Source organism: Mucilaginibacter sp. PAMB04168 (assembly GCF_039634365.2).
Classification (GTDB): Bacteria; Bacteroidota; Bacteroidia; order Sphingobacteriales; family Sphingobacteriaceae; genus Mucilaginibacter.
Genome location: NZ_CP155079.2, coordinates 4678486 through 4705326 on the forward strand (window position 1 = coordinate 4678486; position 26841 = coordinate 4705326).

Genomic DNA, 26841 nt, shown 5'->3' on the forward strand with positions numbered 1-26841 from the left:
TGCTTAAAAAAGCTGAACGTTAAATATTTGCCCAACCTCAAACTGAATTTGCTCCGCAGGTAAACTGATAAATCCTTCGGCCTGCATTAAATTCACCATATCACCCGATGTTGAGGTATCCACCGGCGTAGCAATTATCTTATTCTCCTGGCTCGACAGGCGTACCAACACATGATAGGTAAGCGCTGGTTTAAAGGTGGTGCTTTTACCAAGCTCAGCTTTAATAGTTGATAGCGGTACCCTAAGCGAACTGTATAACCAGGCTTTAAAGTACAACTGGAAACAGACCCAGGTAGAAACCGGGTTACCAGGAAAACCAAATGCAAGCACGCCGCTTTTAAACTTGCCAAACAACAGGGGCTTACCCGGCTTTTGTGCAATACTGTGAAAAACAGTTTGCATACCCAATTGCTGTAAAACCTGTGGCAGGTAGTCAAACTTACCTTTAGAAACCGCCCCCGAAAAGAGTAGCACGTCATACTGCTGAAGCATAGTTGATAGCTGTGTCGTCATGCCCATAGGTTCATCGGGTAAATGATAACCGGTGGCCTTAATACCCTCTTCCTGTAGCGCAGCTAAGAGCATGTAACTATTTGATTGCCTTATTTGATGTGGTTTGGGTTGTTGGGTTACCGGTACCAGTTCATCTCCGGTTGCACAAACGGCTATGCGTGGCAGGCAATAAACCTTTACCCTGCTCAGCCCCACCGATGCCATTATTGCTATTATTGCCGGCGTAATTTTAACACCCGGTTTAACCAATATCTGTTCTGCCTTTTCATCGGTACCTTGCAGATGCACATTTTGGTAAGGCGTTACAGCATCCAGGTTTACCTGTGCCACCTGTTCGGCTATCTCTATATCCTCATACCTGATCACCGCGTCCGTACCTATAGGCAGCATAGCGCCGGTCATTATTTCGATACACTTATCGGGATTGTATAATTGCTTTTGCGGGTGCCCTGCCGGCTGAATATCCTCAATAGGGAATTGTCGAATTCCATTTTGAAACGCAGCACTGTTAACAGCTATGCCATCCATTGTGGCGCGGTGAAAAGGAGGGAAGTCGCGGTCGGCAATTACCGGCTGAGCCAATATGCGGCCGACAGATTGTAGCAGATCGATCTCCTCGGGGGGGAAGCTTTGTGCTTGATCATTTACGAGTTGCAGCGCCTCAGATACAGCTATCATAAGGTCCCTCCTAATTTTTCACCGGGGAGGGCCTCCGATGTTAAAATATACTCATCGTCGAACTCATCCTGCCAATATTCCATCCCTCCAATTACACTATAGATAGTTGCAGTGGGGTAGTAAGCTTGCAACATTTGAGCAGCTTTGTTGCTACGGGCGCCTTTTTGGCAAAATGTAACTATGGGTATATCTGTTTGCAAAGTAATATCAGCTGGCTTAAACTGCATTAAAGGCATCGAAACAGCCGCTTTCAAATGTTCATCAGCAAACTCATCTGCCTCACGAACATCAATCAGTTTAAAACTTTTTCCAGCTTCGTACCAGTCATATAATTCCTCTACCGAAAGCGGTGCTACAGTATTACAAACGACCGCATCGTAGCTTGGCTGCAAAGTGCTTAGCTGCCTGTTAGCAGGCTTGGCTTTCAATTTTATTTTATATTGCTCATCCTGCAAAAAGTCAAATATCTGCAGGTAGCCTGATAGTGTTTGCCCAACGCCGGTAATAACTTTAATAGCTTGCAGGGCTTGCTGGCAACCTACAATACCTGGCACAACACCCAATACACCCGCCGTATTGCAATCGGGTATCTCACTTGCCACTGGCGCCGTTGGATAAAGGCACCGATAGGTTGGCCCACCCCGATAGTTAAATACGCTTACATGCCCTTCATACTGTTGCACAGCACCATACACTAGCGGCTTGTTGAGTATAACGCAGGCATCATTCAGCAAATAGCGGGCACTGAAATTATCGGTTGCATCTATTACTACATCATATTTTTGGATGATAGGTAACGCGTTTTGGGGTATTATGGCTTCGTTATACACTTGAAAGCTCACGTCGCGGTTCAGGCCTTGTAGTTTAGCGGCGGCCACTGCTGCTTTGCTTTGGCCAACCTCGCTCTCGTTGTACAAAACCTGTCTATGCAGATTAGTAGAGCTAATAACATCATGATCTATAATGCCAATTTTGCCTACGCCCATCCCTGTTAAATATTGCAGAACGGGCACACCAAGTCCTCCGGCACCTACAACCAACACACTGGCTTTGCTTAACTTTTGTTGCGCCGCTTCACCAAAATTAGCCAATTGCATTTGGCGGGAGTACCGATTGTTGAAAGAAGAGGTTGGTTCTGTATGTGAAAACGTTTCCATAGCTATCCACCCAAAACCGACATTGATGTATGAATAGCACCTTTACTGGCAACTTCGGCCGCATAGCCGTCGCGCTCACGCTGACTTACAGCATGCAATATAGCTTGTTCTAAATCATCTATGGAGGCCCCTTTGCGCAATAAATCGCGCAGGTTAATTACAGGCGGGCCATACAGGCACGTGCGCAGTTCGCCCGTTGCCGAAAGGCGGATACGGTTACAGGTGCCGCAAAAAGTACGGCTAAAGGAAGGGATAATCCCAAAACTTCCTTTATAACCCGATATTTTATAATTAACCGAAGTTGAATTGGCATCGCTGATTAAGCGGTTAATTTCAGGATAATATTGCTCGATGTGACCATAGATACGCTTGTAATCCCAGTCTGACTGTACCTGCGATCCGTCGCTGCCGTTGAAAGGCATTTCTTCCAGAAAACGTACGGATAGTGAATGATTTTTGGTAAGTTCAATAAAGGGCACAATGTCCTGAATATTTTTATTCTCGGCTACCACGCAGTTTAGTTTTACCTCGAAGCCGTTATCCAGCAGCTTGAAAATGCCGGCATAAACGCTGTCGAAGGTGTCGCGGCGTGTTATATGTTCAAAGCGCTCGCGGCTCAATGAATCCAAACTGATATTGATCTTGCGGATACCCATTTGCAATAACTCAGCCTGGTATTTGGCAGAGAGCGTACCATTACTGGTAACCGTAATTTCGTTTAAGCCTTTTACAACACTCAACTTTTTGAGAAAAGGCATAATACCATTACGCACAAAAGGCTCGCCGCCGGTAATACGTATTTTGGATATACCCAGGTTACAGAAAGTGGTTGATAAAAGCAGCATCTCGTCAAAAGTCATCAACTCTTTGCGCGGAGCAAAGTTGATGCCTTCTTCGGGCATGCAGTAATAGCATCTGAAATTGCAGCGGTCGGTTACCGAAAGCCGCAGGTAATTCAGCTGCCTGCCATATTTATCAATCAATAAGCTCTGCTTCATTATATTAAGGATGGGCGTTTACCCAAACACTATTATCTTCGTAAAATTCCTTTTTCCAAATAGGTACTGTCTTTTTCAACTCATCGATTAAAAAGCGGCAGGCCTCAAAAGAGGCATCGCGATGTGCCGATGATACACCTATAACAACTACCGGCGTTCCAGGATATTTAGCGCCTACCGCATGTATTATAGCCAGATTAACCAGTGGCCATTTATTGTAAGCCTCATTAGCCAAATGCTCCATTTGCCGGATGGCCATAGCATCATAAGCTTCAAAATCCAGCCTGATTACTTCTTTGCCTTTTGAATGATTGCGTACCGTACCTATAAAAAAGTTAACGGCACCAGCCTCGGCCGAATGCAGATAGGCATACGCCTCATTCAAATCTATATGTTCAACTAACTTAATTAACACGTTTATCGTTTGCTTATTATCCGCCGCTAACCGGCGGAATTAATGCAATTTCCTGGTCGGGGTTTATTAAATCTTCATCGCTGGCATACTCACTGTTTACCGCTACGGCCAGTGAAGTTAGGCCCTGCATGGCCGGGTATTGCTGCGCTAACCAATTCTTTAAGGCCTTTACCGTACCAATACCGGCATCGGCAGGAATAGTAAGCCTGCTCTGTCCTGTAATTTCGCGGGTTATCCCAAAAAGCAATACTTTCATTTGTTGTCTGTTTAAGAAACTGACCGTCATACTAAAGGTTTCTTAATAATTATAAAGTTACAAAAGCTTTTGTAAAGATAAGTCAGCTGCATGTATACTTACCCGGGTGCCGATGCTTAAACCTGCTGTTTGTTCAGTTTCACTCAGCTGAATTACAGCATGACCGGTTAGTACCTGTATGATACCATTATTCACTCCAATAACTTCCCCTATAACCATTAGCCCGTTAGTATACTGCTGTAAGCCGAATACCTGTGCCGGACTGCCAATTTGTTGTATGCTGCCTGCATCCAAACTAATAACGTTCTCAGCCAGTTTGTAAACCTCGGGTACATCGTGGCTTACCAGCAACGTAGTGACGCCATATTTATGATGCACTATTTTCAACTCATCCTGTAAAGCTATACGGGTGCTATGGTCAAGTGCCGAGAGCGGTTCATCCAGCAACAGCAGTTGCGGCCTGCGTAATAGGGCCCGGGCCAGCGCCACGCGTTGCTTCTGCCCACCTGATAGTAACTCCGGTCTTTTATCGGCCAGCGCCTGCATATTCAGGGTAAGCAGTAATGAGTTCACCTGTAGCTTGTCTCCTGCATCCGGTAAGGCATACAGCAAGTTTTCGCGCACTGTCATGTTCGGAAAAAGCGCATAATCCTGAAAAAGAAAACCAACATTCCGTTTTTGCGGGGGAAGATTAACTTTACGTACTGTATCCAGCCAAACTTCTCCATTCACTTCTATGTAGCCTTCTTCCGGCTGCATTAGTCCTGCAAGTATCCGTAAAAGAGAGGTCTTGCCGGCGCCCGACGGCCCGAAAACCGCGGTAAAAGAACCTTGGGCCAGGTTTGTATTTATTACCAATTCACCATTCCCGCCAGCCATGTGAAGTTTTTTACGGATATCGATTCTAATCATACCGGCAAACCCTTTCTGGCAAGTCGCTTGTTAATGAGATAAACTGAGAGCAGAATAATGAAGGCTACAACCAGTATGATACCGGCATAAACATGCGCCGCCTTAAAGTTTAAAGCTTCAACCTCTGTGTAAATTGCAATACTGGCAACCCGTGTAACCCCCGGTATATTGCCGCCTATCATCAGCACCAAGCCAAACTCGCCTATAGTATGTGCAAAAGTGAGTATGGTGCCGGTTAATAAGGCCGGCTTAATATTAGGCAGCAGTACATGTACAAACGTTTGCCAATTGGATTTACCCAATGTTTGCGAAGCTTCACGCAAACTGGGAGGTAAGGCCTCCAGTCCCGCTTGTACAGGGTGCACCATAAATGGCAAACTGTAAATAATGGACCCGATAACCAACCCGGGGAATGAAAAAACTAATCGTACATTGAACACCCATTCGAGAAACTTACCCAAGCCACTGTTAGGACTAAAGGCCAGTAAAAGGTAAAAGCCTAAAACAGAGGGCGGCAATACCAGTGGCAAGCCAACAATAGCTTCGGCAACGGCCTTTAAGGGTGATTTACTTTTGGCCAGCAAAGCCGCCAATGGTATACCTATGGCCAGCAAGCAAACGGTTGTTACCATTGCCAGTTTTAGGGTAAGCCATAAAGGTTGATAATCCATCTTTAATTCAGATTGCTGATACTTGATTTCAGGAAGCCCCTATCTACCTGTAGCCATATTGCTTGAAAATTTGTTTAGCTTTTGCACTGAACAGAAAATTATAAAACGCCTGTGCATACTTGCTATTCTTTCCGGCTGCCGGCTTTATGATAACCACGCCCTGTGCAATGGGCCTGTATAGTTTGCTACTTACTTCAGTCCACGTCCCTATACTTTTCTGTGCCGGCTCAAACACTATCGACTTGGCCGTAAAAGCGGCATCAACAGCACCGGTAAGCAAGTATTGATTTACCTGGGCAACGCTTTCGCCATACACTATTTTAGGTTGCAGATCATCAGCCAGTTTTAGCTTTTTGAGCGCCTGCAGGGCTGCCTCGCCGTAAGGCGCCAGCGCGGGATTAGCAATGGCTACTTTGCGAAACTCATTTTCTTTTAGCGATGCCAAACCGGCTTTTAACGGCTGTTTGCTCCATACTACTAAAGCGCCATAGGCATACACCTTGGGCTTGCCTGTAGTAAACCCTTTATCAAATAATTCCTGGGGGTATTTCATATCGGCCGACAAGAACGCGTCAAAAGGCGCCCTTTGCTCAATTTGGGCGGTTAACTTTCCGGATGAACCAACTATAAGTTCGGCTGTAACACCGGTTTGCTGCTTAAAGGCTTTGGCCAGCACACCGGCTACAAACTGTGCATTAGCAGCTACTGCAATGCGCAGCTTTTGCGCTGTTGCGGCAAACGGCATTATCATCAATAAAGCAAGAATAAAAATCCATTGCCTTTTCATTCTAATTATTGTTTAAGGGTTACTACTTCAATGCTCACTACCTGGCGCACCCAACGAGCATGCTCCTTTTCGGCCGGTACAATCATTTGATAGGGCCCGTTCTCTGAAGCCAATAATTTTTTGTCTTCCTTATCTGCCAGTAAAATGGTGCGGTTAGCAAAAAGAGGGTCAATTTCGGGAAGGGAGTAAATAGCTTTGTAATTATCGGCAGCGGTAACAACAATGTAGCTGATAATGCTTTTACGTTTAGCGGTATCTCCTAACAAAATGCCGGCTTTGGCAAGCAGGTTGGCCACCGTTACACCGGTATAGCGGTGCACTTTGTCGTCATGCGCTTTGGCCATTACTACTGCCTGCTTCATTTCACGAAACATTGTTTTATTGATGGTAAAAGTTGCAATGCTATCGCCGCTAATAGTAATGTTTTGAGCTACTGATTGCAGGCCAAAAGCCATGCACAGCAACAATGGGCACATTACTATATAAAATTTCCTCATGAGTATATATTAGTTTAACCGGCAAGATAGCAGTTTTTTATAAACCACCTTGCTGCAAGCGAGCCATTGCTTCCTGCCGTTGCGCCGGGTAGTTTACATTCTGCAGCTCCTCAACAGCAGGGGCTTGTAACAATTCCACGTCCGAATTAATGAGGACTTTGCGCGGACAAGAGTACCCCTGACTTAGAAACTGTAGCATTACCGGATAGGCCCGGGGTTCCCAAATAGTAATTAAAGGCTCCGGAAACTGGTTTTCACTATCCATAAAACAGGTAGCTATTTTAGATGGATTACGATTTTCCATCAGATGATTTAGGGTTTGCGCGGTTAAGTATGGTAGGTCGCAAGCTACGGTAAGCCAGGCCGCGTTGGGGTTTTGTTGAAAGGCAGATAGGATGCCACCAAAAGGGCCTAAACCTGTAAAGCTATCTAACACAACAGGCAGTTGCTCCTGCTGGTTAACCCATTGCTGGCTGGCATAAGATACAAAGGTTTCCGTGCACAACGCACTCATCATCTCATACATATGCAACCGCTGGCTTTTTCCAAAGTATTGTATGCTGCCTTTATCCGTTTGCATACGCTGACTTTGCCCGCCAGCTAATACCAAGCCGTTAAGAACCGGCAAACGGCTAAGCAAATATTTGTCAATAAAAGTTGTTAAAGCCAACACATCAGCCATCTTTAAAATAGGCACAGCTGCGCCGGCAGGTAAGTGGTTGGTGAGGTAATCCGGAATCGAACTGACGCCATCTGTCAACAAAATAAGCTGTACATTGGTAAGTTTCTCCAGTTTTTTATCTAAAGGTTTAACCGGATCTATCACTACAATTTGGCTTTGTGCCGCAAAGTGATTGCCATTTACCAACACCAGGTCCTGTTCATTAAACAACGTGCGGTTTTGGAACGCGTTAAACTTTTGCTTGTAAGCAAACACACGGTGGCTAACTTTATCGGTAAACTCAAGTGCTGCGCCATGAGCTAAAACTGAGTTTTCATCTGCCTGAGCCGCTTGATGATCGGCATCAACAAAAGCGACTTGGTATTTGGCGTAAAGCTCTTGTATAATTTGGTTAGACAGCTTGCGGATGTTAGCACAATTAGTACCTAAAATGGCCAGTTCATTTCGGTGGAACTCCCCCAATGAAGGCTTTGCCAGCTTAGCATGTTTTTGATGATTATCCATTGAAATCGCTTTTGCCTCCTGTTTTCTCCAGCAGTTTGGTTTCTTTAATAAGGATGTTATGCGAAAATGCTTTGCACATATCATAAATAGTTAGTGCAGCTACGCTGGCGCCGGTTAAGGCTTCCATTTCTACGCCGGTTTTTGATGTGATGGCAGCCGTACATCCTATCACCACTTCCTGCTCTTCGTTAATCGTAATTTCAATCTTACAGCTTTCCAACGCCAGCGGGTGGCACAGTGGTATCAGGTCTGCCGTCTTTTTTGCAGCCATAGTGCCGGCTATAATGGCTGTTTGAAATACAGGTCCCTTTTTAGTTTGGATATCATTGCCCTGCAGGTGCTGCATTATTTCTGGCCCTAAAACCACTGTACTTTGAGCTTTGGCTATGCGTTTAGTCACCTGCTTATCGCTCACATCAACCATGGTTGGGTAGTTGGTATCGGGGTTAATATGCGAGAATGTTTTGACGGGTTGATTCATAGAAGTGCTTGGATGCATACAAAGCTAAACATAAAACTTGGCCCTGTCCATCCTATAGGAGTATTGTAACTTTCTAAAAGATGCCTTCTCTAACAATAAGTTAGAGATCTTTTCAAATTAATTAACTTATTACTTTGAAAAGATCTCACGCATACGGCAGAAATAACATCATTTATCTAGTCCTTCCCTTCTCGGGAGGGTTTAATAAAAGCTTACATCAGTTTATTTAACTGTATAGGCAAATCTCTTACTCGTTTGCCTGTTGCATGATATACGGCATTGGCTATTGCTGCAGCCACACCAACAATGCCTATTTCGCCCACTCCCTTAACGCCCAATGGATTTACAACTTCATCGTGCTCCTCTACAAAAATGATGTCCACATCTTTAATATCGGCGTTGACGGGTACATGGTACTCGGCAAGGTCATGGTTGATGAAGCGGGCAATGTTGTTGTCCATTACCGAATCCTCATGCAGGGCCATACTAATACCCCAAACTACACCACCTAACACCTGACTGCGCGCCATTTTAGTGTTGATGATACGTCCGGCAGCTACAGCTGTTACCACACGGTTGACATGTACGGTTCCTAAATCCTCATCTACTGCTACTTCGGCAAAAACGGCCGAATGTGTATAGCGGGAGTATTTTTTCTGCTTGAGCATGTTGGGCAATGACGTAACATCGGCTTCAATATAATTTGCCTCGCTCATTTTCATTACCTCTGTAAGCGTGTAATAAACGTCGGGCTTATCTTTTAAGCTAATACTGCCGTTTGCAAAAATCACATCTTCATCATCGGCATTGGCAAAAGGTGAATTTGGCAGCTTACGTGCCATTTTAAACAGCTTGCCTTTAACATCATCACAAACCAGCTTTACAGCTGAGCCAATGGTAGCAGCAGTCCAGGAGCCACCTTGCAGCGGCGCCATAGGCATAACACTGTCACCTAACTTAAATTGCACGTCTTCTAACGGCAGCCCCAAAGTTTCCGCAGCTATTTGGGTCATACTGGTGTAGGTACCTGTGCCTATGTCGGCAGTTGCACTGCTAACCGTTAGCTTGCCATCAATGGTAAACATTGCTTTTGCCCTGGCCGGCATTTGCTGCGCTTCCCACGCACCTGTAGCCATGCCCGATCCAATGAGGTAGTTGCCTTTACGGGTAGCACGAGGTTCTGCCTTACGCTGATCCCAGCCAAACTTTTCAGCCCCCTGCCGGTAACATTCCCTCAACTCTTTACTCGAAAAGGGCAAATCATCATTCAGATCCTTCTCCGCATAATTTATTAAGCGGAACTCAAGCGGATCGATACCGGCTTTGTAAGCAGTTTCATCAATGGCACACTCAATAGCATACACGCCGGTTACACCGCCGGGCGCACGCATATCTAAAGGGGTATACACATCAAGAGGAACTATTTTATGCGAGAAACTCACATTTTGGCAATTGTATAAAAAGCCCGACCAGTTGACAATATTCTCGGTATACTCCTCAAATTGCGATGTTTCGCTAAAAGTATTGTTGATGACAGCCTGTAGCTTACCATCAGCAGACGCGCCGATGGTTATTTTTTGCAGCGTTGCCGGGCGATGTCCGAATGAAAACATTTGCTGCCGTGTGAGCACTACTTTAATTGAGCGCTTCAATTCCATAGCTGCCATTACAGCCAGGTACAATTGGTATTGTGGCCGTAAGCCAGCACCAAATGCACCACCCACAAAAGGTGATATGACACGTGCTTTATCTGTAGACAAGCCGAACACACTTTTCACATAGCTTTGGCTGTTAAGCACGCTTTGCGTTTTATCATATATAGTTAATTTATCATCATCACCATAAATAACAGTTGTAGCATGCATTTCCATAGGGTTGTGATGCTCGCTACCGTGAAAATAATCGGCTTGATGTTGAATAGCAGACTTATCGAAAGCTTTCTGTGCATCGCCACGGGGCTTGGTAACCGGTACTTTGTAGGATTTAGGCTTCTTGGCTTTATCTAAATTAAGCTCTATGCCCGACTGCAGGTTTTCATCTACCTCATATTCAAAATGAATTAAGGTTGATGCATAACGCGCCAGCTCAAACGTTACGGCCACTACTAATGCAATAGGCTGTAAGCCGAATTGAATTTCATTATTTTGAAAAGGCCTAAATGGCGAGCCGTCTTTAGGTGCGTCCTGATCTTTGTAACTCCGGTCAAACCAGGCAAAGTCGGGTACATTCTCGTGCGTAAATACTTGTAAAACTCCCTTTTGACTAAGTGCCTGCCGCGTATTTACGGCCGTAATTTTACCCTTGGTTATAGGACTTGACACCACGTAACCGTAGGTAATTCCGGCAGCTACATTAAATTCGGCAGCATATTTCGCCTGCCCGGTTACCTTAGCGCGGCCATCTACCCGGCTAATGGGTTTGCCTATATATTCTGTACTCATGCTTGTTCCTCCAGTTTAGCTGCCTTTAATAACGCTCTTACAATTGCCCGCTTTGCGAGATCTATTTTAAAGGTATTGTCGCCAAAGCCTTTCGCACCTTCCAAAGCAATTTCCGCTGCTTTCTTAAAATTTTCAGTTAATGCTACCTGATTGGTCAGTGCAGCTTCTGCTTCAATACTTCTCCAGGGCTTATGCGCAACGCCACCCAAGGCCAGGCGTGCTTCGGTAATTACATTACCATCCATTTTTAGCCCTACGGCTACGGATACTAATGCAAAAGCGTACGAGGCCCTCTCACGAACCTTTAGATATTCAAAGTTCTCAGCAAATCCTTCATTTGGTAAATCTACGGATGTAATTATATCGCCTGCATCGAGCGTGTTATCCAAATCCGGCCGATCTCCCGGTAAGCGATGAAAATCGGCAAATGGAATACTCCAGTCACCGTTTTTTCCGGTTATGTTTACCGTAGCCCCTAACGCTGCCAGCGCTACACACATATCACTGGGATGCGTTGCAATGCACTGTTCGCTGGTACCTAAAATAGCATGTATACGGTTGTACCCATTTACGGCCGAACACCCTGAACCCGGCTCGCGCTTATTACAGGGCGTGGCTTTATCATAAAAATAATAACAGCGTGTGCGCTGCATAAGGTTGCCCCCATTGGTAGCCATGTTACGCAGCTGTGGAGATGCTCCAGCTAATATGGCTTTTGACAAGAGAGGATATCGTTCCTCCACCTTTTCGTTCCAGGCGGTATCAGCATTGGTTACTAAAGCCCCTAAACGCAGGCCGCCGTTATTGGTATCTTCAATACTATGAAAAGCAAGATGAGTGATATCGATTAGGTGATCGGGACTCTCGACGCTTATTTTCATTAAGTCGAGCAGGTTTGTACCACCAGCTATGTATTTAGGGCTGTCGTGCTCGTCCAGTTCCCTTATAGCAGCATCTGTGCTATTAACGCTTACATAGGTAAACTTATTCATGACTACCGGCTCCTTTCACTTGCTCAATAGCATCTAAAATGTGGGGGTAAGCACCACAGCGACAGATATTGCCACTCATGAGTTCACTTATTTCATCGCGCGTTGTGGCTTTACCTTCATTAATTAAACCAACGGCCGAACAAATTTGACCGGGTGTGCAATAACCGCATTGGTAGGCATCATGTTCAACAAATGCCTCCTGAACCGGATGCAGTTCGTCTCCTTTTGAAAGACCTTCGATTGTAGTGACTTGGCAACCTTGCTTCATAACAGCTAACGTGAGACAAGAGTTGATGCGTTTACCATCAATCAACACTGTACATGCACCACACTGACCGTGATCACATCCTTTTTTAGTACCGGTGAGACCAACATATTCCCTGAGCGCATCTAACAAACTGACCCAAGGTTCAATCTTAAGATGAATCTCCTGTCCGTTTATGTTGAGGACTACATTGTGTGCTGAGTCAGGGTCGGGCACAGCATGAGCTAAGGGCCAGGTATGTCCTTGATGCGTTTGGTCGATTATTGTATTCATTAGCAAAGCGTTTAATGCATTATTCGGGAAATGCTAAGATTTAAACACTTGTATCTTAAATTAGTTCTGTAGGGAAAAAGACAGGTAATTATTTATAAATATTCCAGATAGTAAGCCACCAGTGCCTGATTGTGCGGCAGGGAAGTCGATAAAATCGGAATATGATTCTCCTCAACATGAAGGAAAAAAAACAGTTGATGGTTCGCAACGAAATGACCTACTTGATACTGCTAAACGGCGATAAGAATGAAAAACGGGCGGTCAGCAGGCCAGAGCAGGAAGGCAGCAGGCAAGTTAGTACAGCTTCTGGAGCTAAATCAGCGAGGCGTGTTAGGGGGGCTATAAAAGCAGAAAACCCCTGTAATGATTAGTTACAGGGGGTTAACTGAAAAGGTTTGGCGCCGACCTACTCTCCCACATTTTACTGCAGTACCATTGGCTCTGGCGGGCTTAACTTCTCTGTTCGGAATGGGAAGAGGTGGACACCGCCGATATAGGCACCTGAATATTTTTAATGTTTTTTAGCAGCCCTTTATTAAACGGACTACCTTAAACAATGACAATAATTGAAAGAAGTAATGTTAGTTCTGAGTAAACAACAGCACATGTTGTTTTTGATGGTGTGGTGTGACCGGAAAGATCACACCACTTATCTGTTGACGAAGAAAGCTTCGGGCAATTAGTATTACTCGGCTATGATGTCACCACCTTTACACCTGTAACCTATCAACGTAGTAGTCTACTACGACCCTCAATGGAAGTCTCATCTTGTGGCTAGTTTCGCACTTAGATGCTTTCAGCGCTTATCTATTCCCAACGTAGCTACTCTGCAGTACAGCTGGCGCCATAACAGATTCACTAGAGGTTAGTCCAACCCGGTCCTCTCGTACTAAGGTCAGCCCCACTCAAACTTCCAACGCCCACAACAGATAGGGACCGAACTGTCTCGCGACGTTCTGAACCCAGCTCGCGTGCCACTTTAATCGGCGAACAGCCGAACCCTTGGGACCTTCTCCAGCCCCAGGATGTGACGAGCCGACATCGAGGTGCCAAACCTCCCCGTCGATATGAGCTCTTGGGGGAGATCAGCCTGTTATCCCCAGCGTACCTTTTATCCTTTGAGCGATGGCCCTTCCATGCAGAACCACCGGATCACTATATCCGTCTTTCGACCCTGCTCGGCTTGTCTGCCTCACAGTCAAGCAAGCTTATGCTATTGCACTCCACGTACGGTTACCAAGCGTACTGAGCTTACCTTTGAAAGCCTCCGTTACCTTTTTGGAGGCGACCACCCCAGTCAAACTACCCGCCAAACAATGTCCTCTGCCGTGCAGAGTTAGACACCAAATACAGAAAGGGTGGTATTTCAACGTTGACTAACCGACTCCTAGCGAAGCCGGATCACAGTCTCCCACCTATCCTACACATCCTGTATCCGATATCAATGTTAAGTTGTAGTGAAGGTGCATGGGGTCTTTCCGTCCCGTTGCGGGTAACCGGCGTCTTCACCGATACCACAATTTCACCGAGCTCATGGCTGAGACAGCGCCCAGATCGTTACACCATTCGTGCAGGTCGGAACTTACCCGACAAGGAATTTCGCTACCTTAGGACCGTTATAGTTACGGCCGCCGTTTACCGGGGCTTCGATTCAATGCTTCGCCTTGCGACTAACATCCCCTCTTAACCTTCCGGCACCGGGCAGGTGTCAGGCCTTATACGTCATCTTTCGATTTTGCAAAGCCATGTGTTTTTGTTAAACAGTCGCCTGGGCCTTTTCACTGCGGCTGCCATTGCTGACAGCGCCCCTTCTCCCGAAGTTACAGGGCCATTTTGCCGAGTTCCTTAGCCATGAATCACTCGAGCACCTTAGGATTCTCTCCTCGACTACCTGTGTCGGTTTACGGTACGGGTTTTGATAACCTGAAGCTTAGCAGGTTTTCTTGGAAGTCTGATTACCATCACTATCACGCCACCCGAAGGCTTTGTGTACTATCAGCTTTCAGCAAACAATGCGTACTTTACTACATCGCCTATACCTACGGCCTTTAACGTTCTATTCCGTCAGAACGCGGATGTGTCACTACTCCGTCACTGCATCGCAGTTATCAAAAGTACTGGAATATTAACCAGTTGTCCATCGGAATCTCCACTCGGATTATCCTTAGGCCCCGACTAACCCTGATCCGATTAGCGTTGATCAGGAAACCTTAGTCTTTCGGTGGGCGGGTTTCTCTCCCGCCTTATCGTTACTTATGCCTACATTTGCTTTTCTATAACCTCCACATGCACTTGTCGTGTCATGCTTCGCCGGCGATAGAATGCTCCCCTACCAGTGTATATAAATATACAATCCATAGCTTCGGTATACTATTTAATGCCCGTTTATTATCCATGCCCGACCGCTCGACTAGTGAGCTGTTACGCACTCTTTAAATGAATGGCTGCTTCCAAGCCAACATCCTAGCTGTCTGTGCAGTCGGACCTCGTTAGTTCAACTTAATAGTAATTTGGGGACCTTAGCTGATGGTCTGGGTTCTTTCCCTCTCGGCCCTGGACCTTAGCACCCAGAGCCTCACTGCAGCGTATATTATTCAGCATTCGGAGTTTGTCTGGATTTGGTAGGATTTGACTCCCCCGCACCCAATCAGTAGCTCTACCTCTGTATAACTTTACCGCCACGCTGTTCCTAAAAACATTTCGGGGAGTACGAGCTATTTCCCAGTTTGATTAGCCTTTCACCCCTACCCACAAATCATCCGGAAACTTTTCAACGTTTATCGGTTCGGTCCTCCAGTACCTGTTACGGCACCTTCAACCTGTCCATGGGTAGATCACAAGGTTTCGCGTCTACCTCCTCTGACTGCACGCCCTATTCAGACTCGCTTTCGCTTCGGCTTCGTGTCTTAAACACTTAACCTTGCCAGAGAAGAGTAACTCGTAGGCTCATTATGCAAAAGGCACGCCGTCACAGAACAAGTCTGCTCCGACCGCTTGTAAGCACACGGTTTCAGGTTCTATTTCACTCCCCTGTTCGGGGTTCTTTTCACCTTTCCCTCACGGTACTGGTTCACTATCGGTCTCTCAGTAGTATTTAGCCTTACCGGATGGTGCCGGCAGATTCCTACAGGGCGTCTCCGACCCCGCAGTACTCAGGATTCTACTAGGTTATTATTCCTTACGCGTACGCAGCTCTCATGCTCTATGGCGGGCCTTCCCATGCCCTTCCGCTTCAGTTTAATATACCACATCGTAGTCCTACAACCCCCACTATGCCGTAACATGGTGGGTTTGGGCTGTTTCCCTTTCGCTCGCCACTACTCAGGAAATCACTATTGTTTTCTCTTCCTCTGCTTACTTAGATGTTTCAGTTCAGCAGGTTTGCGCATTATTGCAATCCATCTTCAATGGATTAGGTTTCCCCATTCGGAAATCTACGGATCAATTCATATTTGCTAATCCCCGTAGCTTATCGCAGCTTATCACGTCCTTCATCGCCTCTGAGAGCCAAGGCATCCCCCGTGTGCCCTTTCTTACTTTCTTCTACACATGCCGCTTTTGCTCGGCATGGTATGCTTTATTTAGAGTTGTTTTAGCAGTATCCGGTAGTTAGTATACAGTATCAAGACCCGAAAGCCTTTTTACTTTTTACCTTGTACTTTCTACTCTTACTCACAACGTCCTTCACTGTTGTTTTCTCAGTTTTACAATTACTTCTTCCAATATGTCAAAGAACTTTCGAATTAGATAGGCAGATGATTGCTCATTTGCTTATCACATCTGTGTGGAGAATAACGGATTCGAACCGTTGACCCCCTGCGTGCAAGGCAGGTGCTCTAGCCAGCTGAGCTAATTCCCCATAAAAGATTTCCCTTTGTAGTAGTCTCGAGCAGATTTGAACTGCTGACCCCTACATTATCAGTGTAGTGCTCTAACCAAACTGAGCTACGAGACTTTGTTTAATGGTTACAGCCACTCTATATATTACCTATATAGTACTGATATGGCTTTTCTTTTCTGGGTTTCTTCTTTTTTCTTCTAATCTTAAGAAATACATGTGCGTAGCAGGATTCTGTCTTTTTACTTACCTCTCTTTTTCGGCTCGTGTTACTTGGTACTGAATACTGCTCCAGAAAGGAGGTATTCCAGCCGCACCTTCCGGTACGGCTACCTTGTTACGACTTAGCCCCAGTTACCGGTTTTACCCTAGGACGCTCCTTGCGGTTACATACTTCAGGTACCCCCAGCTTCCATGGCTTGACGGGCGGTGTGTACAAGGCCCGGGAACGTATTCACCGCGTCATTGCTGATACGCGATTACTAGCGAATCCAACTTCACGGGGTCGAGTTGCAGACCCCGATCCGAACTGTGAATGGCTTTTAGAGATTGGCATCCTGTTGCCAGGTAGCAGCCCTCTGTACCATCCATTGTAGCACGTGTGTAGCCCCGGACGTAAGGGCCATGATGACTTGACGTCGTCCCCTCCTTCCTCTCTACTTGCGTAGGCAGTCTGTTTAGAGTCCCCACCTTAAATGCTGGCAACTAAACATAGGGGTTGCGCTCGTTGCGGGACTTAACCCAACACCTCACGGCACGAGCTGACGACAGCCATGCAGCACCTAGTTTCGTGTCCCGAAGGACTGATCCGTCTCTGGATCATTCACTAACTTTCAAGCCCGGGTAAGGTTCCTCGCGTATCATCGAATTAAACCACATGCTCCTCCGCTTGTGCGGGCCCCCGTCAATTCCTTTGAGTTTCACCCTTGCGGGCGTACTCCCCAGGTGGAATACTTAACGCTTTCGCTTAGACGCTGACCGTATATCGCCAACATCGAGTATTCATCGTTTAGGGCGTGGACTACCAGGGTATCTAATCCTGTTTGATCCCCACGCTTTCGTGCCTCAGTGTCAATCACACTTTAGTAAGCTGCCTTCGCAATCGGTGTTCTGTGACATATCTATGCATTTCACCGCTACTTGTCACATTCCGCCTACTTCAACTGTATTCAAGCCCATCAGTATCAAAGGCACTGCGATAGTTAAGCTACCGTCTTTCACCCCTGACTTAATAGGCCACCTACGCACCCTTTAAACCCAATAAATCCGGATAACGCTTGGATCCTCCGTATTACCGCGGCTGCTGGCACGGAGTTAGCCGATCCTTATTCTTACCGTACATTCAGCTCTCTTCACGAAGAAAGGTTTATTCCGGTACAAAAGCAGTTTACAACCCGTAGGGCCGTCTTCCTGCACGCGGCATGGCTGGTTCAGAGTTGCCTCCATTGACCAATATTCCTTACTGCTGCCTCCCGTAGGAGTCTGGTCCGTGTCTCAGTACCAGTGTGGGGGGTCATCCTCTCAGATCCCCTAGACATCGTCGCCTTGGTGGGCCGTTACCCCGCCAACTAGCTAATGTCCCGCATGCCCATCGTTGTCCTATAAATATTTGATCATTATGCAATGCTGCACTGTGATTTTATGCGGTGTTAATCTCTCTTTCGAGAGGCTATCCCCCTGACAACGGTAGGTTACATACGTGTTACGCACCCGTGCGCCACTCTCATGGGGAGCAAGCTCCCCAATCCCGTCCGACTTGCATGTATTAGGCCTGCCGCTAGCGTTCATCCTGAGCCAGGATCAAACTCTCCATTGTAAAATGTTTTGTTTGTATCCAGACCCTATTACTCAAAATAGAAATCTGATTATTTGTATATCTTTATACAGTATTCAGTGTAACTCCAATTTCGAAAGGTTTTCTTTTTTTTGATAGAGTCGATAACCTTAAGTTATCGCTCCCGCTACGCTACATGTTACTTCTTAAAAGAACTTTATCGCTTCCCCGTCACGGTTCCGCTTTTTATATCTGCTCATCCTAGCGATGAGTGATTTTGCTTTTTGTTTCCCCTCGCTTTCCGTCCGCTTTCGCTTTCGTTCCGTTTGGGAGTGCAAAGGTAACTAAGTTTTTGATTTCTCCAAAATTTATTTCTAAATTTTTTTGAGACTCCTTAAACCGCTTTTCGCCGTTTTTCTTATCCCTGTGCCGCTTTTCAATCTATTCCCGATCATTGCGATTGGGAGTGCAAAGGTAGAAATCTTTTTGACATCCCCAAAACTTTTTTTAAAGTTTTTTGTGATGCCCCGATTGGCTATCCGCCTCTCTCCTGATCTCCTGCTGACGCATCTTTCAATGCTTCAACATCCCTTCGCCCTTTTTCAATGTACTGACCGCATTCCTTCGTTTGCGGGTTGCAAAGGTAGCGCTTTTTTCCTTTTTATAAAACCTTTCTTCTCTTTTTGTGTTACATCCCCCTTAACTCCCTACCCTTCAACCCCTTTCTTTTTCTAAAACGCCCCCTGATGTCTTAGTCAGGTTGCTTATCGCATATAGGTAGTTCTTATACTCCACTTTTAATCTATTATAATGATACCGGCGTTATAATAGATGGTAAACTTCATTGAGAGATCAAGATTTGTAATATTTTCAATAAAAAAGCCAATCTTATGTTCAACCAGCTCTTGATAGGGCCTTAAACCGTTCATCTAATACATCCATCCATTTTTAAAATTGGTTGCAGGCATTAACTATAGTCTATTATATAAATAGTGGTTATCTTTTTACATATTCCTCAAGTGCAATACTTCATCATCAGTCAATCAAGGTTGATGATAGTTTTCTTTGAAACACAAATCAACTCTCAATTGCCGAAAGTGCCACGGTTTTGGTAAATTAGGGGCAGTAAATCTTAACATGGCTCCTAATTTATTTTACCTGTCGTTCCTTAGCTGTTTTACTATAGCTTTTAATGTTTCGGTATTTGCACAGAAACCAGATCTATACATTGAACCCAAGCTTTCCAACAACAAAGGCATTAACCCCTTTAATTACGATAATAAGATTTTATTGAAGGCAAGACTTACATATATGACTATTTTATTGTCAAAGGCCACGATACACTCAAATATGCAATTACATCACAACCAGAAGGCGCTAAGTCATGGCATTATGTACCCGCTATGCAAAAGGATAGTAGTACAATTGAATATCTGGGTATAAAAACTTTTAGGAAAAATAGGTCCTATTATGATGGACAAACCAAACTACAATCAGACGGAGGTATTCCTCTACCATTATAATTTTGATTTTAAACCTTTAGAGACTGAACTAACGGGGGTAATTGAGAATAAAGCAAATGTTTGGTTACACCCATTTCGCTTTCATGCGCTAGAGATTCTGCAACTGTCTCCCTTTCCTTACATCAAGCTGCCGCTTAAATCTGGTCAAATTTATGATTGGAATCTCGAAATCGGTGAAAAATGGCCTGAATTTAAAGCCTTCAATTGGACAGGTAAGCTTACTCTCCATTGCAAATATGTTGTGCAAGGTAAGGAAGCGCTCAGCTTACCCATTGGAACTGTCCAAACAATAAAAGTTAAGGGTATTGCGAATACCACCAGTGGCCATAGCATTCTCGTGTCTTACTTCAGCGAACAATTCGGATTTGTAAAGCTGGTATATCACAACTTAGATGGGTCAAGTATTACCATGACTCTTAAACAGATCAAATAGGTTTGCCTTTTGAATATGTTATAGCATTCACTTTTGGTTACATGTTTTCAATGGATAAATCCCCTCTGTGTTCTCGCGGCAATAAGCCTGGATGCTCTACCTATTATATAGGTAGAGCAATATCAGATGTTTCAATTACAGGAAGCTATTGTTCTGCTAATATTGCTTTAACACCGGCGTAAGTTAACACATTGTTGCTAAGGGCATCCTGTTTAAGCCTTGCAAGCGGGTTATATTTAGTGTTCAGCTCACCTACGTTGGTTCAGTTGTCAGTTCATAGTTAAAAGATGTTAAATGTGAAGCGGAAACATACTATAACACAATAAGGCGTTTATTTTCGCGCTTAAAATAAATAATTGATTGATTTACATTATATAATTATCTTTGCAGGATGTTTAAAAAGCAACGTGCTATAATTGCAGGCTTATTAGTTACCGCGGTACTTATTACTGGCAGCTGTAAAAGCAGCTACGAGAGATTAAAGGAGAGTAACGACCGGGCTAAACAATACCAGCAGGCCGTAAAATTCTATAACAAAAAACAATACTCAAAAGCACTGGAGTTATTTGAGTTACTTACACCAAAATACAGAGGATTAAGTGAGGCTGAAGACTTATTCTTTTATTACGCCTACGCTAACTATAACTTAAAGGATTACACTTCGGCCCGTTACCATTTTAAAAACTTTGCCGATCTGTACCCATCAAGTACCCGTGCTGAGGAATGCCGTTACATGTCTGCCTATTGTTATTATCTGGATTCACCTATTCCGTCGCTTGACCAGGAGAATACCACCAAGGCTATTGAGACTTTACAATTGTTTATAAACCTTTATCCTAAAAGTGAACGTAGCGTTCAAGCCGGTAAGTTGATTCAGGACCTGCGCGATAAATTAGAAACCAAAGCTTACAATAATGCAAGGCTTTATTTAGATATCGGCGATTACCTGTCGGCAGTTATGGCATTCAATAATGCCCTGCGCGATTATCCGGATACTAAGTATGCAGAAGAAATGGAGTTTTTAACTGTTAAGGCCCAGTACTTGTATGCCAAGAACAGTGCCGAATTCCGTCAGGAAGAGCGCTATACGCAATCAATGACCTATGCTGATCAATTTGCTGAGAAATATGCAAACAGCAAGTATGTTAAAGAAGCAGCCGAATACCGTAAAGACAGCGAGCGTGGTATTGCAAACGCCAAACGTTATTTAGCGCGGTTAGAAGCTGAGGGTAAACTGGCCAAAAAACTAGCAGATAGGGATACGGCTAAAGCGCCGCAACAACAGTCAATTACTGATAAACATAATCAAAGAAGTCCGCAACAATAAAATATAAAACGAACATGAGCAATAATCCTAATAATAAACCAACTGTAGCAGGCAGTACCGTAACCCGCGATTTGCGCGACCTGGATAAAACAACAGACAACCTGTATGAGTCTATCGTTATCATGTCGAAACGTGCAAACCAGATATCAAACAACATTAAAGAAGAGCTGCATCAGAAATTATCTGAGTTTGCCTCTGCAAATGATAACCTGGAAGAAGTGTTTGAGAACCGTGAGCAGATCGAAATTTCGAAACATTACGAGCGCTTGCCCAAACCTACGTTAGTAGCAGTTCAGGAATTTTTAGAAAACAAGGTTTATTTCCGCAACCCTAACAAAGAGAGAGATTAATTCTCTTACCTGTAAAAACAAGATTTTAGAAAAAAAGCCCTTTTACTTTCAAAAGGGCTTTTTTATTGTAAGATACCGCCGCGAAATTGAATAAGCCATTCAGTTTATACGATATTAGCTGGGTTTACCTATTTTTGTACTATGCTCGAAGGCAAGAAAATTGTTTTAGGTGTTTGCGGTAGTATAGCGGCCTATAAATCTGCTACGCTTGTGCGCTTGTTAATAAAGGCCGGTGCAGAAGTGCAGGTAGTGATGACCAAAGACGCTGCCAGCTTTATTACGCCGCTTACGCTCTCCACACTTTCCAAAAAACCGGTACTCATACAATATTTTGAACCTGGCACCGGCCAATGGAATAATCATGTAGAACTGGGCCTATGGGCCGATTTATTCCTGATTGCCCCAGCAAGCGCCAACACTATGGCTAAAATGGCCGGTGGACAGTGTGATAACCTACTTACTGCCGCATACTTATCGGCCAAGTGCCCGGTTTACTTTGCACCAGCAATGGATCTGGATATGTGGCGCCACCAAGCTACCTTAAGCAATGTGCAAAAGCTGCAAAGCTACGGTAATATACTTATACAGCCAGGCAGTGGCGAACTGGCCAGCGGCTTGCATGGTGAAGGCCGCATGGCGGAGCCTGAAGAAATTGTAAGTTTTGTAACCGATCAACTATCAGAGAGCCTTCGGCTGGCTGGTAAACGAATGCTGGTTACGGCTGGTCCTACTTACGAGGCAATTGATCCTGTACGTTTTATAGGTAACCATTCTTCCGGCAAAATGGGATTTGCCATCGCCGATGAATTGGCCAAACAGGGTGCTGTGGTAACACTTATAGCGGGTCCATCTGCACAAACGTTACAACAAACCGGTATAAACCGTATTGATATTACATCAGCTGCAGAAATGCTGGAAGCTTGCTTGTACCATTTTGACATTGCTGATGCTTGCATAATGAGCGCTGCCGTGGCCGATTATACACCTATAAATGTGTCATCCCAAAAAATCAAAAAGCAGAGTGACACCTTTGGCATAGATCTAAAGAAAACGACTGACATATTAAGAGTACTGGGCGAACGCAAACGACACAATCAATTACTCATTGGTTTTGCGCTCGAAACTCAAAACGAGGAGCAGAACGCTATAGATAAGCTGCACAAAAAAAACCTCGACCTGATTATTTTAAATTCACTTAATGATGTTGGCGCGGGCTTTAAGCTTGATACCAATAAAATAACAATGATTGACCGGCAGCTCCATAAAACAATCTTTGAAACCAAGCGTAAAAGCGAGGTGGCTGCTGACATATGCCATAAGATAATTACGTTGTTGAAATGATGAAGAAGCTGGGGTTGTTATTGTTGTGGTTAGGAATTGTGCATACAGCTATTGCACAGGATTTAAATGCCCGTGTACAAGTACTATCGCCGAAAATTGCGACAACCAATAAGCGCATTTTCACTTCGCTACAAACCGCCATGCGTGAGTTTTTGAACGGACGCAAGTGGAGCGCCGATGCTGTACAACCGCAAGAAAAAGTAGATTGCAGCTTTGTACTAACGGTTACCAATTGGGATAACGGAACTAGTTTTAGTGGCGAACTCCAGGTGCAGTCGACCCGTCCAGTTTATAACGCCGCTTATAACACCCCCGTTTTTAGTATTAACGACCGCGATTTTGACTTCACCTACACCGAAGGGCAAACCATTGACTTTAATAACCAAACCTTCGAAAGCAATTTAAGCTCCGTGATGGCTTTTTATGCCTACATGATTATGGCTTTTGATTACGACAGCTTTTCTAAATTCGGCGGCACTTCATATTATGCCAACGCACAAACGGTAGTTATTAACGCGCAAAGTTCATCATACCGTGGCTGGAAAGCATTTGATAATAATACCAACCGCTATTGGCTGTCGGAGAACACCATGAACAAAACTTACATTCCGCTGCGTGAGTTTTTATATACCTACCATAGGCAAGGGCTGGATTTAATGGCCGACAATGCAGCTACCGGCCGTAAAAATATAACGGCCGCTTTGCCGGTACTTACCCAGCTGGATCGTGTACGAGTCGGTGCCACTTTGCCCACCTTATTTTTCCTGGCTAAGCGCAATGAGTTGGTCTCTATTTATTCAAAAGCAGATCCCCAGGAAAAGCTGCAGGCCATGAACATCCTTAACCAAGCCGACCCGGCTAATGGAAATTTGTATCAAACCTTACAACAATAAACCACTTCAGTACATCTGTAAGTTTGTTATAAAACACATCTGTTAGGCATTGATTTTGTAATTGAGTATCTTTGTATTCAAGGATAACTCTACATGCTGCATCAGCTCAACATTCATAATTACGCTTTAATTGATAACCTGGAAATTGGCTTTGACGCCAGTTTAAATATCATAACCGGCGAAACCGGGGCCGGTAAATCTATTATATTAGGTGCGCTATCACTTATTTTAGGTCAGCGTGCCGAGAGTAAGTACTTCTTCAATCAGCAAAAGAAGTGCGTGATTGAAGGTACTTTTAAGATTGCCGACTTTCACCTTAAAGCTTTTTTTGAAGAGAACGACCTGGATTACGAACCTGAAACAGTTTTAAGGCGCGAAATATCGGCCGATGGCAAATCACGTGCGTTTGTAAATGACACACCGGTTAATTTGGCTACTTTAAAGCTTTTAGGCGAGCAATTGATAGATATTCACTCGCAACAGGCTACCCGCGAAATTAATGATCCGGGCTTTCAGTTGCTGGTTGTGGACGGCGTGGCCAAACACCAGCCCCTGCTCAACCAATATCAAACTGACTACAGGGCTTACAAAAAAGCAACCTCCCGGCTTCAACAGCTGATCGATGAAAATAATAAAGCCAAAACAGACCTCGATTATTTTCAGTTTCAATTTGATGAATTAGAAAAGGCAGGCCTATCGGCCGATGAGCAGGAAGAATTGGAGCAGGAGCTTTACACGCTGAACAATGCTGAGGAAATAAAACGCAAACTGAATGGCGCACTTCAATTATTGCAGGACAGCGAAGTGGCCGTTACTTTACAAGTAAAAGAAGCCGGACAGCAGCTCTTATCACTAAATAAATTTAATCCGCAGATTGCTGAATTGCATGAGCGACTTAACAGCTCATTAATTGAGCTGAAAGATATAGCTTCTGAAATTGAGCTGATAGAACAGCAAACGCAAACCAACGAGGCACGTGCCGATGAGATCAATACACGCTTAAGCCTGATTTACAATTTGCAAAAGAAGCACCGGGTTAGTAGCAATGCCGAGTTACTGGCTTTGCAGGAAGAGCTATCGGGCAAGATACAGCAAGTGCTTTTTGGGGACGAAGAAATTGAATCGTTACAGGAGCAAATAAAATTGCAAAGAGACGATTTACAGCAACTGGCTAAGCAATTATCTGACAACCGCATTAAAGCCCTCCCCGATATTGAAACTCAGGTAATGGATACCCTGGCTGAAATGGGTATGGGCAATGCCCTTCTTAAAATTGAGCATACTTACACCACTAACCAGGAACTTACTAAAACCGGTGCAGACCAAATACGCTTTTTATTTACGGCCAATAAAGGACATAACCTGGCCGAAATGAGTAAAGTGGCTTCAGGTGGTGAGCTGTCGCGGTTAATGCTGAGCATAAAATCTATCATTGCAAGATATACCGCATTACCAACCATTATTTTTGATGAGATAGACACGGGTGTATCTGGCGAGGTAGCCAATAAGGTGGGTATTATTATGGAACGTTTAGCCGGCAACCTGCAGGTAATTACCATTACACACTTGCCGCAAATAGCCAGCAAAGGGCAAAGCCATTATTTTGTATATAAAAATAATGAAACAGCTACCACTTATACGAAAATACGCCAGCTAACCGATGAGGAACGCGTTTTAGAGATTGCCAAAATGTTAAGCGGCGACAAGCCGGGCGAAAGTGCGCTCCAGAACGCAAGGGAATTACTGAACAGTTAGGCACAAAACACGTGTTAGGGATTGAAGCGGATACCGGCCAGTGACTAAGGCCTGTGCAGTATGAGCGTAAAGCCCGGCCCGAAGGGAACACCAATATTGAGATGAAAAACTAAGTACAATGATTACGTACTGCTTTAGGTAGTATACCTATTGGCAAACGCATATGGCAGCATAAACTGAGATTTATCGTTAAATAAATTTCTTTAAAATAATTTCTACCTTTACCACCCGATTAACAATTCGAAAACAACATGGCTTATAATTTATTACAAGGTAAAAAGGGAATCATTTTTGGCGCCCTTGATGAAAAATCAATTGCCTGGAAAACAGCCCAGCGCTGCAGAGCCGAAGGCGCTGAACTGGTTTTAACAAACGCCCCTATTGCCTTGCGCATGGGTACCATTAACCAACTGGCCGAAGAGGTAAACGCCCCCGTTATTCCGGCTGATGTTACTGTTACTGCCGATATTGAAAACCTGTTTACGAAGGCGCAAGAGCACTTTGGCGGTAAAATTGACTTTGTATTGCACTCTATAGGCATGAGCATTAATGTTCGTAAAGGCATTCATTATACCGAAAACAATTATGAGTTTACTCACAAGGGCATGGATATTTCGGCTTTAAGCTTACACCGTATATTACAGGTAGCTATGAAACAGGATGCCATTAGCGAGTGGGGATCAGTTGTCGCTTTATCATACATTGCTGCTCAACGTGTTTTCCCTGATTATAACGACATGGCCGATAACAAAGCAATGCTGGAAAGTATTGCCCGCAACTTTGGTTACCAGTATGGTGTAAAGAAAAACGTCCGTATCAACACTATTTCACAATCACCTACCCGTACTACTGCAGGTTCGGGCGTTAAAGGTTTTGATGGCTTTGTTGATTTTGCCGAAAAGATGAGTCCGCTTGGTAATGCCACTGCCGACCAGTGCGCCGACTATTGCGTCACCCTGTTCTCTGACCTTACCCGCATGGTAACAATGCAAAACCTTTTCCATGATGGTGGTTTCTCCTTTACCGGTGTTACACAGGCCATCATCGATCAAATGAATAAATAGATATCTCATATAAAAAAAGCC

22 protein-coding genes, 2 tRNA genes and 3 rRNA genes are annotated in these 26841 nt (G+C 44.6%); 8 read left to right on the forward strand and 19 right to left on the reverse strand.

The window, feature by feature from the left end; genetic code table 11:
* Positions 1-3: 3 nt before the first annotated feature.
* The 14 genes from ABDD94_RS19765 to ABDD94_RS19830 all read right to left on the reverse strand — a co-directional run bounded on the left by ABDD94_RS19765 (position 4) and on the right by ABDD94_RS19830 (position 12522).
* On the reverse strand, positions 4-1191 hold the full coding sequence (locus ABDD94_RS19765; protein WP_345953674.1) for a molybdopterin molybdotransferase MoeA: 1188 nt from the start codon (positions 1189-1191) through the stop codon (positions 4-6).
* Complete coding sequence (locus ABDD94_RS19770; protein WP_345953675.1) at positions 1188-2348, reverse strand: HesA/MoeB/ThiF family protein; 1161 nt, start codon at positions 2346-2348, stop codon at positions 1188-1190. Before ABDD94_RS19770 ends, ABDD94_RS19765 begins: the two co-directional genes overlap by 4 nt.
* 2 nt (positions 2349-2350) lie before the next feature.
* The gene (moaA, locus tag ABDD94_RS19775) at positions 2351-3346 is read right to left on the reverse strand and encodes a GTP 3',8-cyclase MoaA (protein ID WP_345953676.1); all 996 of its coding nucleotides are present in this window, start codon (positions 3344-3346) and stop codon (positions 2351-2353) included.
* A 4-nt stretch (positions 3347-3350) separates the two neighbouring features.
* Complete coding sequence (locus ABDD94_RS19780; protein WP_345953677.1) at positions 3351-3761, reverse strand: molybdenum cofactor biosynthesis protein MoaE; 411 nt, start codon at positions 3759-3761, stop codon at positions 3351-3353.
* A gap of 16 nt (positions 3762-3777) precedes the next feature.
* Positions 3778-4017: a molybdopterin converting factor subunit 1 gene (moaD, locus tag ABDD94_RS19785; RefSeq protein WP_345953678.1), complete on the reverse strand. Its 240-nt coding sequence runs from the start codon at positions 4015-4017 to the stop codon at positions 3778-3780.
* A 57-nt stretch (positions 4018-4074) separates the two neighbouring features.
* The gene (locus ABDD94_RS19790; protein WP_345953679.1) at positions 4075-4929 is read right to left on the reverse strand and encodes an ATP-binding cassette domain-containing protein; all 855 of its coding nucleotides are present in this window, start codon (positions 4927-4929) and stop codon (positions 4075-4077) included.
* On the reverse strand, positions 4926-5600 hold the full coding sequence (gene modB / locus ABDD94_RS19795; protein WP_345953680.1) for a molybdate ABC transporter permease subunit: 675 nt from the start codon (positions 5598-5600) through the stop codon (positions 4926-4928). Before modB ends, ABDD94_RS19790 begins: the two co-directional genes overlap by 4 nt.
* Before the next feature lie 43 nt (positions 5601-5643).
* Entirely contained in the window at positions 5644-6387 is a 744-nt protein-coding gene (modA, locus tag ABDD94_RS19800) for a molybdate ABC transporter substrate-binding protein (protein WP_345953681.1), read from the reverse strand.
* 5 nt (positions 6388-6392) lie between these two features.
* Entirely contained in the window at positions 6393-6884 is a 492-nt protein-coding gene (locus ABDD94_RS19805; protein ID WP_345953682.1) for a hypothetical protein, read from the reverse strand.
* Between the two features lie 37 nt (positions 6885-6921).
* Positions 6922-8070, reverse strand: a complete 1149-nt coding sequence (locus tag ABDD94_RS19810; RefSeq protein ID WP_345953683.1) for an NTP transferase domain-containing protein — start codon at positions 8068-8070, stop codon at positions 6922-6924.
* A complete protein-coding gene (gene moaC, locus ABDD94_RS19815; protein WP_345953684.1) occupies positions 8063-8551 on the reverse strand; it encodes a cyclic pyranopterin monophosphate synthase MoaC in 489 nt (162 codons plus the stop codon). The genes ABDD94_RS19810 and moaC overlap by 8 nt, the downstream gene beginning before the upstream one ends.
* A gap of 212 nt (positions 8552-8763) precedes the next feature.
* Positions 8764-10992: a xanthine dehydrogenase family protein molybdopterin-binding subunit gene (locus ABDD94_RS19820; RefSeq protein WP_345953685.1), complete on the reverse strand. Its 2229-nt coding sequence runs from the start codon at positions 10990-10992 to the stop codon at positions 8764-8766.
* Complete coding sequence (locus ABDD94_RS19825) at positions 10989-11984, reverse strand: xanthine dehydrogenase family protein subunit M (RefSeq protein ID WP_345953686.1); 996 nt, start codon at positions 11982-11984, stop codon at positions 10989-10991. Before ABDD94_RS19825 ends, ABDD94_RS19820 begins: the two co-directional genes overlap by 4 nt.
* Positions 11977-12522 (reverse strand): 2Fe-2S iron-sulfur cluster-binding protein, encoded by a 546-nt coding sequence (locus ABDD94_RS19830; protein WP_345953687.1) that lies wholly within the window; start codon positions 12520-12522, stop codon positions 11977-11979. The genes ABDD94_RS19825 and ABDD94_RS19830 overlap by 8 nt, the downstream gene beginning before the upstream one ends.
* Positions 12523-12698: 176 nt before the next feature.
* Between ABDD94_RS19830 and ABDD94_RS19835 the strand changes: the two genes are divergently transcribed.
* Positions 12699-12893, forward strand: coding sequence for a hypothetical protein (locus tag ABDD94_RS19835; RefSeq protein WP_345953688.1), 195 nt, complete (start codon positions 12699-12701; stop codon positions 12891-12893).
* A gap of 22 nt (positions 12894-12915) precedes the next feature.
* Here the strand turns inward: ABDD94_RS19835 and rrf are convergent.
* From rrf to ABDD94_RS19860, 5 genes are all read right to left on the reverse strand, one after another.
* Positions 12916-13027: ribosomal RNA gene (rrf, locus tag ABDD94_RS19840) — 5S ribosomal RNA — on the reverse strand.
* A gap of 154 nt (positions 13028-13181) precedes the next feature.
* Positions 13182-16066 (reverse strand): 23S ribosomal RNA (locus ABDD94_RS19845).
* A gap of 241 nt (positions 16067-16307) precedes the next feature.
* A tRNA-Ala gene (locus tag ABDD94_RS19850) sits at positions 16308-16381 on the reverse strand.
* A gap of 21 nt (positions 16382-16402) precedes the next feature.
* A tRNA-Ile gene (locus ABDD94_RS19855) sits at positions 16403-16477 on the reverse strand.
* 178 nt (positions 16478-16655) lie between these two features.
* Positions 16656-18176, reverse strand: a 16S ribosomal RNA gene (locus ABDD94_RS19860).
* The 16S, 23S and 5S rRNA genes sit together here with 2 tRNA genes alongside, the layout of an rRNA operon.
* A 1428-nt stretch (positions 18177-19604) precedes the next feature.
* Here ABDD94_RS19860 and ABDD94_RS19865 point away from each other — a divergent pair.
* The 7 genes from ABDD94_RS19865 to ABDD94_RS19895 all read left to right on the forward strand — a co-directional run bounded on the left by ABDD94_RS19865 (position 19605) and on the right by ABDD94_RS19895 (position 26820).
* Positions 19605-20090 (forward strand): hypothetical protein, encoded by a 486-nt coding sequence (locus ABDD94_RS19865; RefSeq protein ID WP_345953689.1) that lies wholly within the window; start codon positions 19605-19607, stop codon positions 20088-20090.
* Positions 20091-20481: 391 nt separating this feature from the next.
* The gene (gene bamD / locus ABDD94_RS19870) at positions 20482-21417 is read left to right on the forward strand and encodes an outer membrane protein assembly factor BamD (RefSeq protein WP_345953690.1); all 936 of its coding nucleotides are present in this window, start codon (positions 20482-20484) and stop codon (positions 21415-21417) included.
* A 14-nt stretch (positions 21418-21431) separates the two neighbouring features.
* The gene (locus ABDD94_RS19875; protein WP_345950351.1) at positions 21432-21767 is read left to right on the forward strand and encodes a DNA-directed RNA polymerase subunit omega; all 336 of its coding nucleotides are present in this window, start codon (positions 21432-21434) and stop codon (positions 21765-21767) included.
* A 141-nt stretch (positions 21768-21908) separates the two neighbouring features.
* Entirely contained in the window at positions 21909-23108 is a 1200-nt protein-coding gene (gene coaBC, locus ABDD94_RS19880) for a bifunctional phosphopantothenoylcysteine decarboxylase/phosphopantothenate--cysteine ligase CoaBC (RefSeq protein WP_345953691.1), read from the forward strand.
* A complete protein-coding gene (locus ABDD94_RS19885; protein ID WP_345953692.1) occupies positions 23105-24001 on the forward strand; it encodes a DUF4835 family protein in 897 nt (298 codons plus the stop codon). The genes coaBC and ABDD94_RS19885 overlap by 4 nt, the downstream gene beginning before the upstream one ends.
* A 93-nt stretch (positions 24002-24094) precedes the next feature.
* Entirely contained in the window at positions 24095-25756 is a 1662-nt protein-coding gene (gene recN, locus ABDD94_RS19890; protein ID WP_345953693.1) for a DNA repair protein RecN, read from the forward strand.
* Between the two features lie 251 nt (positions 25757-26007).
* The gene (locus ABDD94_RS19895; protein ID WP_345953694.1) at positions 26008-26820 is read left to right on the forward strand and encodes an SDR family oxidoreductase; all 813 of its coding nucleotides are present in this window, start codon (positions 26008-26010) and stop codon (positions 26818-26820) included.
* Positions 26821-26841 lie beyond the last annotated feature (21 nt).

Bases quoted from the DNA above. Each gene is read 5' to 3' on its own strand.
- ABDD94_RS19765 (WP_345953674.1), bottom strand. From the start codon at position 1,191: ATGATAGCTGTATCTGAGGCGCTGCAACTCGTAAATGATCAAGCACAA.
- ABDD94_RS19770 (WP_345953675.1), bottom strand. From the start codon at position 2,348: ATGGAAACGTTTTCACATACAGAACCAACCTCTTCTTTCAACAATCGG.
- moaA (WP_345953676.1), bottom strand. From the start codon at position 3,346: ATGAAGCAGAGCTTATTGATTGATAAATATGGCAGGCAGCTGAATTAC.
- moaD (WP_345953678.1), bottom strand. From the start codon at position 4,017: ATGAAAGTATTGCTTTTTGGGATAACCCGCGAAATTACAGGACAGAGC.
- ABDD94_RS19790 (WP_345953679.1), bottom strand. From the start codon at position 4,929: ATGATTAGAATCGATATCCGTAAAAAACTTCACATGGCTGGCGGGAAT.
- modB (WP_345953680.1), bottom strand. From the start codon at position 5,600: ATGGATTATCAACCTTTATGGCTTACCCTAAAACTGGCAATGGTAACA.
- modA (WP_345953681.1), bottom strand. From the start codon at position 6,387: ATGAAAAGGCAATGGATTTTTATTCTTGCTTTATTGATGATAATGCCG.
- ABDD94_RS19805 (WP_345953682.1), bottom strand. From the start codon at position 6,884: ATGAGGAAATTTTATATAGTAATGTGCCCATTGTTGCTGTGCATGGCT.
- ABDD94_RS19810 (WP_345953683.1), bottom strand. From the start codon at position 8,070: ATGGATAATCATCAAAAACATGCTAAGCTGGCAAAGCCTTCATTGGGG.
- moaC (WP_345953684.1), bottom strand. From the start codon at position 8,551: ATGAATCAACCCGTCAAAACATTCTCGCATATTAACCCCGATACCAAC.
- ABDD94_RS19820 (WP_345953685.1), bottom strand. From the start codon at position 10,992: ATGAGTACAGAATATATAGGCAAACCCATTAGCCGGGTAGATGGCCGC.
- ABDD94_RS19825 (WP_345953686.1), bottom strand. From the start codon at position 11,984: ATGAATAAGTTTACCTATGTAAGCGTTAATAGCACAGATGCTGCTATA.
- ABDD94_RS19830 (WP_345953687.1), bottom strand. From the start codon at position 12,522: ATGAATACAATAATCGACCAAACGCATCAAGGACATACCTGGCCCTTA.
- ABDD94_RS19835 (WP_345953688.1), top strand. From the start codon at position 12,699: ATGAAGGAAAAAAAACAGTTGATGGTTCGCAACGAAATGACCTACTTG.
- ABDD94_RS19865 (WP_345953689.1), top strand. From the start codon at position 19,605: ATGATGGACAAACCAAACTACAATCAGACGGAGGTATTCCTCTACCAT.
- bamD (WP_345953690.1), top strand. From the start codon at position 20,482: ATGTTTAAAAAGCAACGTGCTATAATTGCAGGCTTATTAGTTACCGCG.
- ABDD94_RS19875 (WP_345950351.1), top strand. From the start codon at position 21,432: ATGAGCAATAATCCTAATAATAAACCAACTGTAGCAGGCAGTACCGTA.
- coaBC (WP_345953691.1), top strand. From the start codon at position 21,909: ATGCTCGAAGGCAAGAAAATTGTTTTAGGTGTTTGCGGTAGTATAGCG.
- ABDD94_RS19885 (WP_345953692.1), top strand. From the start codon at position 23,105: ATGATGAAGAAGCTGGGGTTGTTATTGTTGTGGTTAGGAATTGTGCAT.
- recN (WP_345953693.1), top strand. From the start codon at position 24,095: ATGCTGCATCAGCTCAACATTCATAATTACGCTTTAATTGATAACCTG.
- ABDD94_RS19895 (WP_345953694.1), top strand. From the start codon at position 26,008: ATGGCTTATAATTTATTACAAGGTAAAAAGGGAATCATTTTTGGCGCC.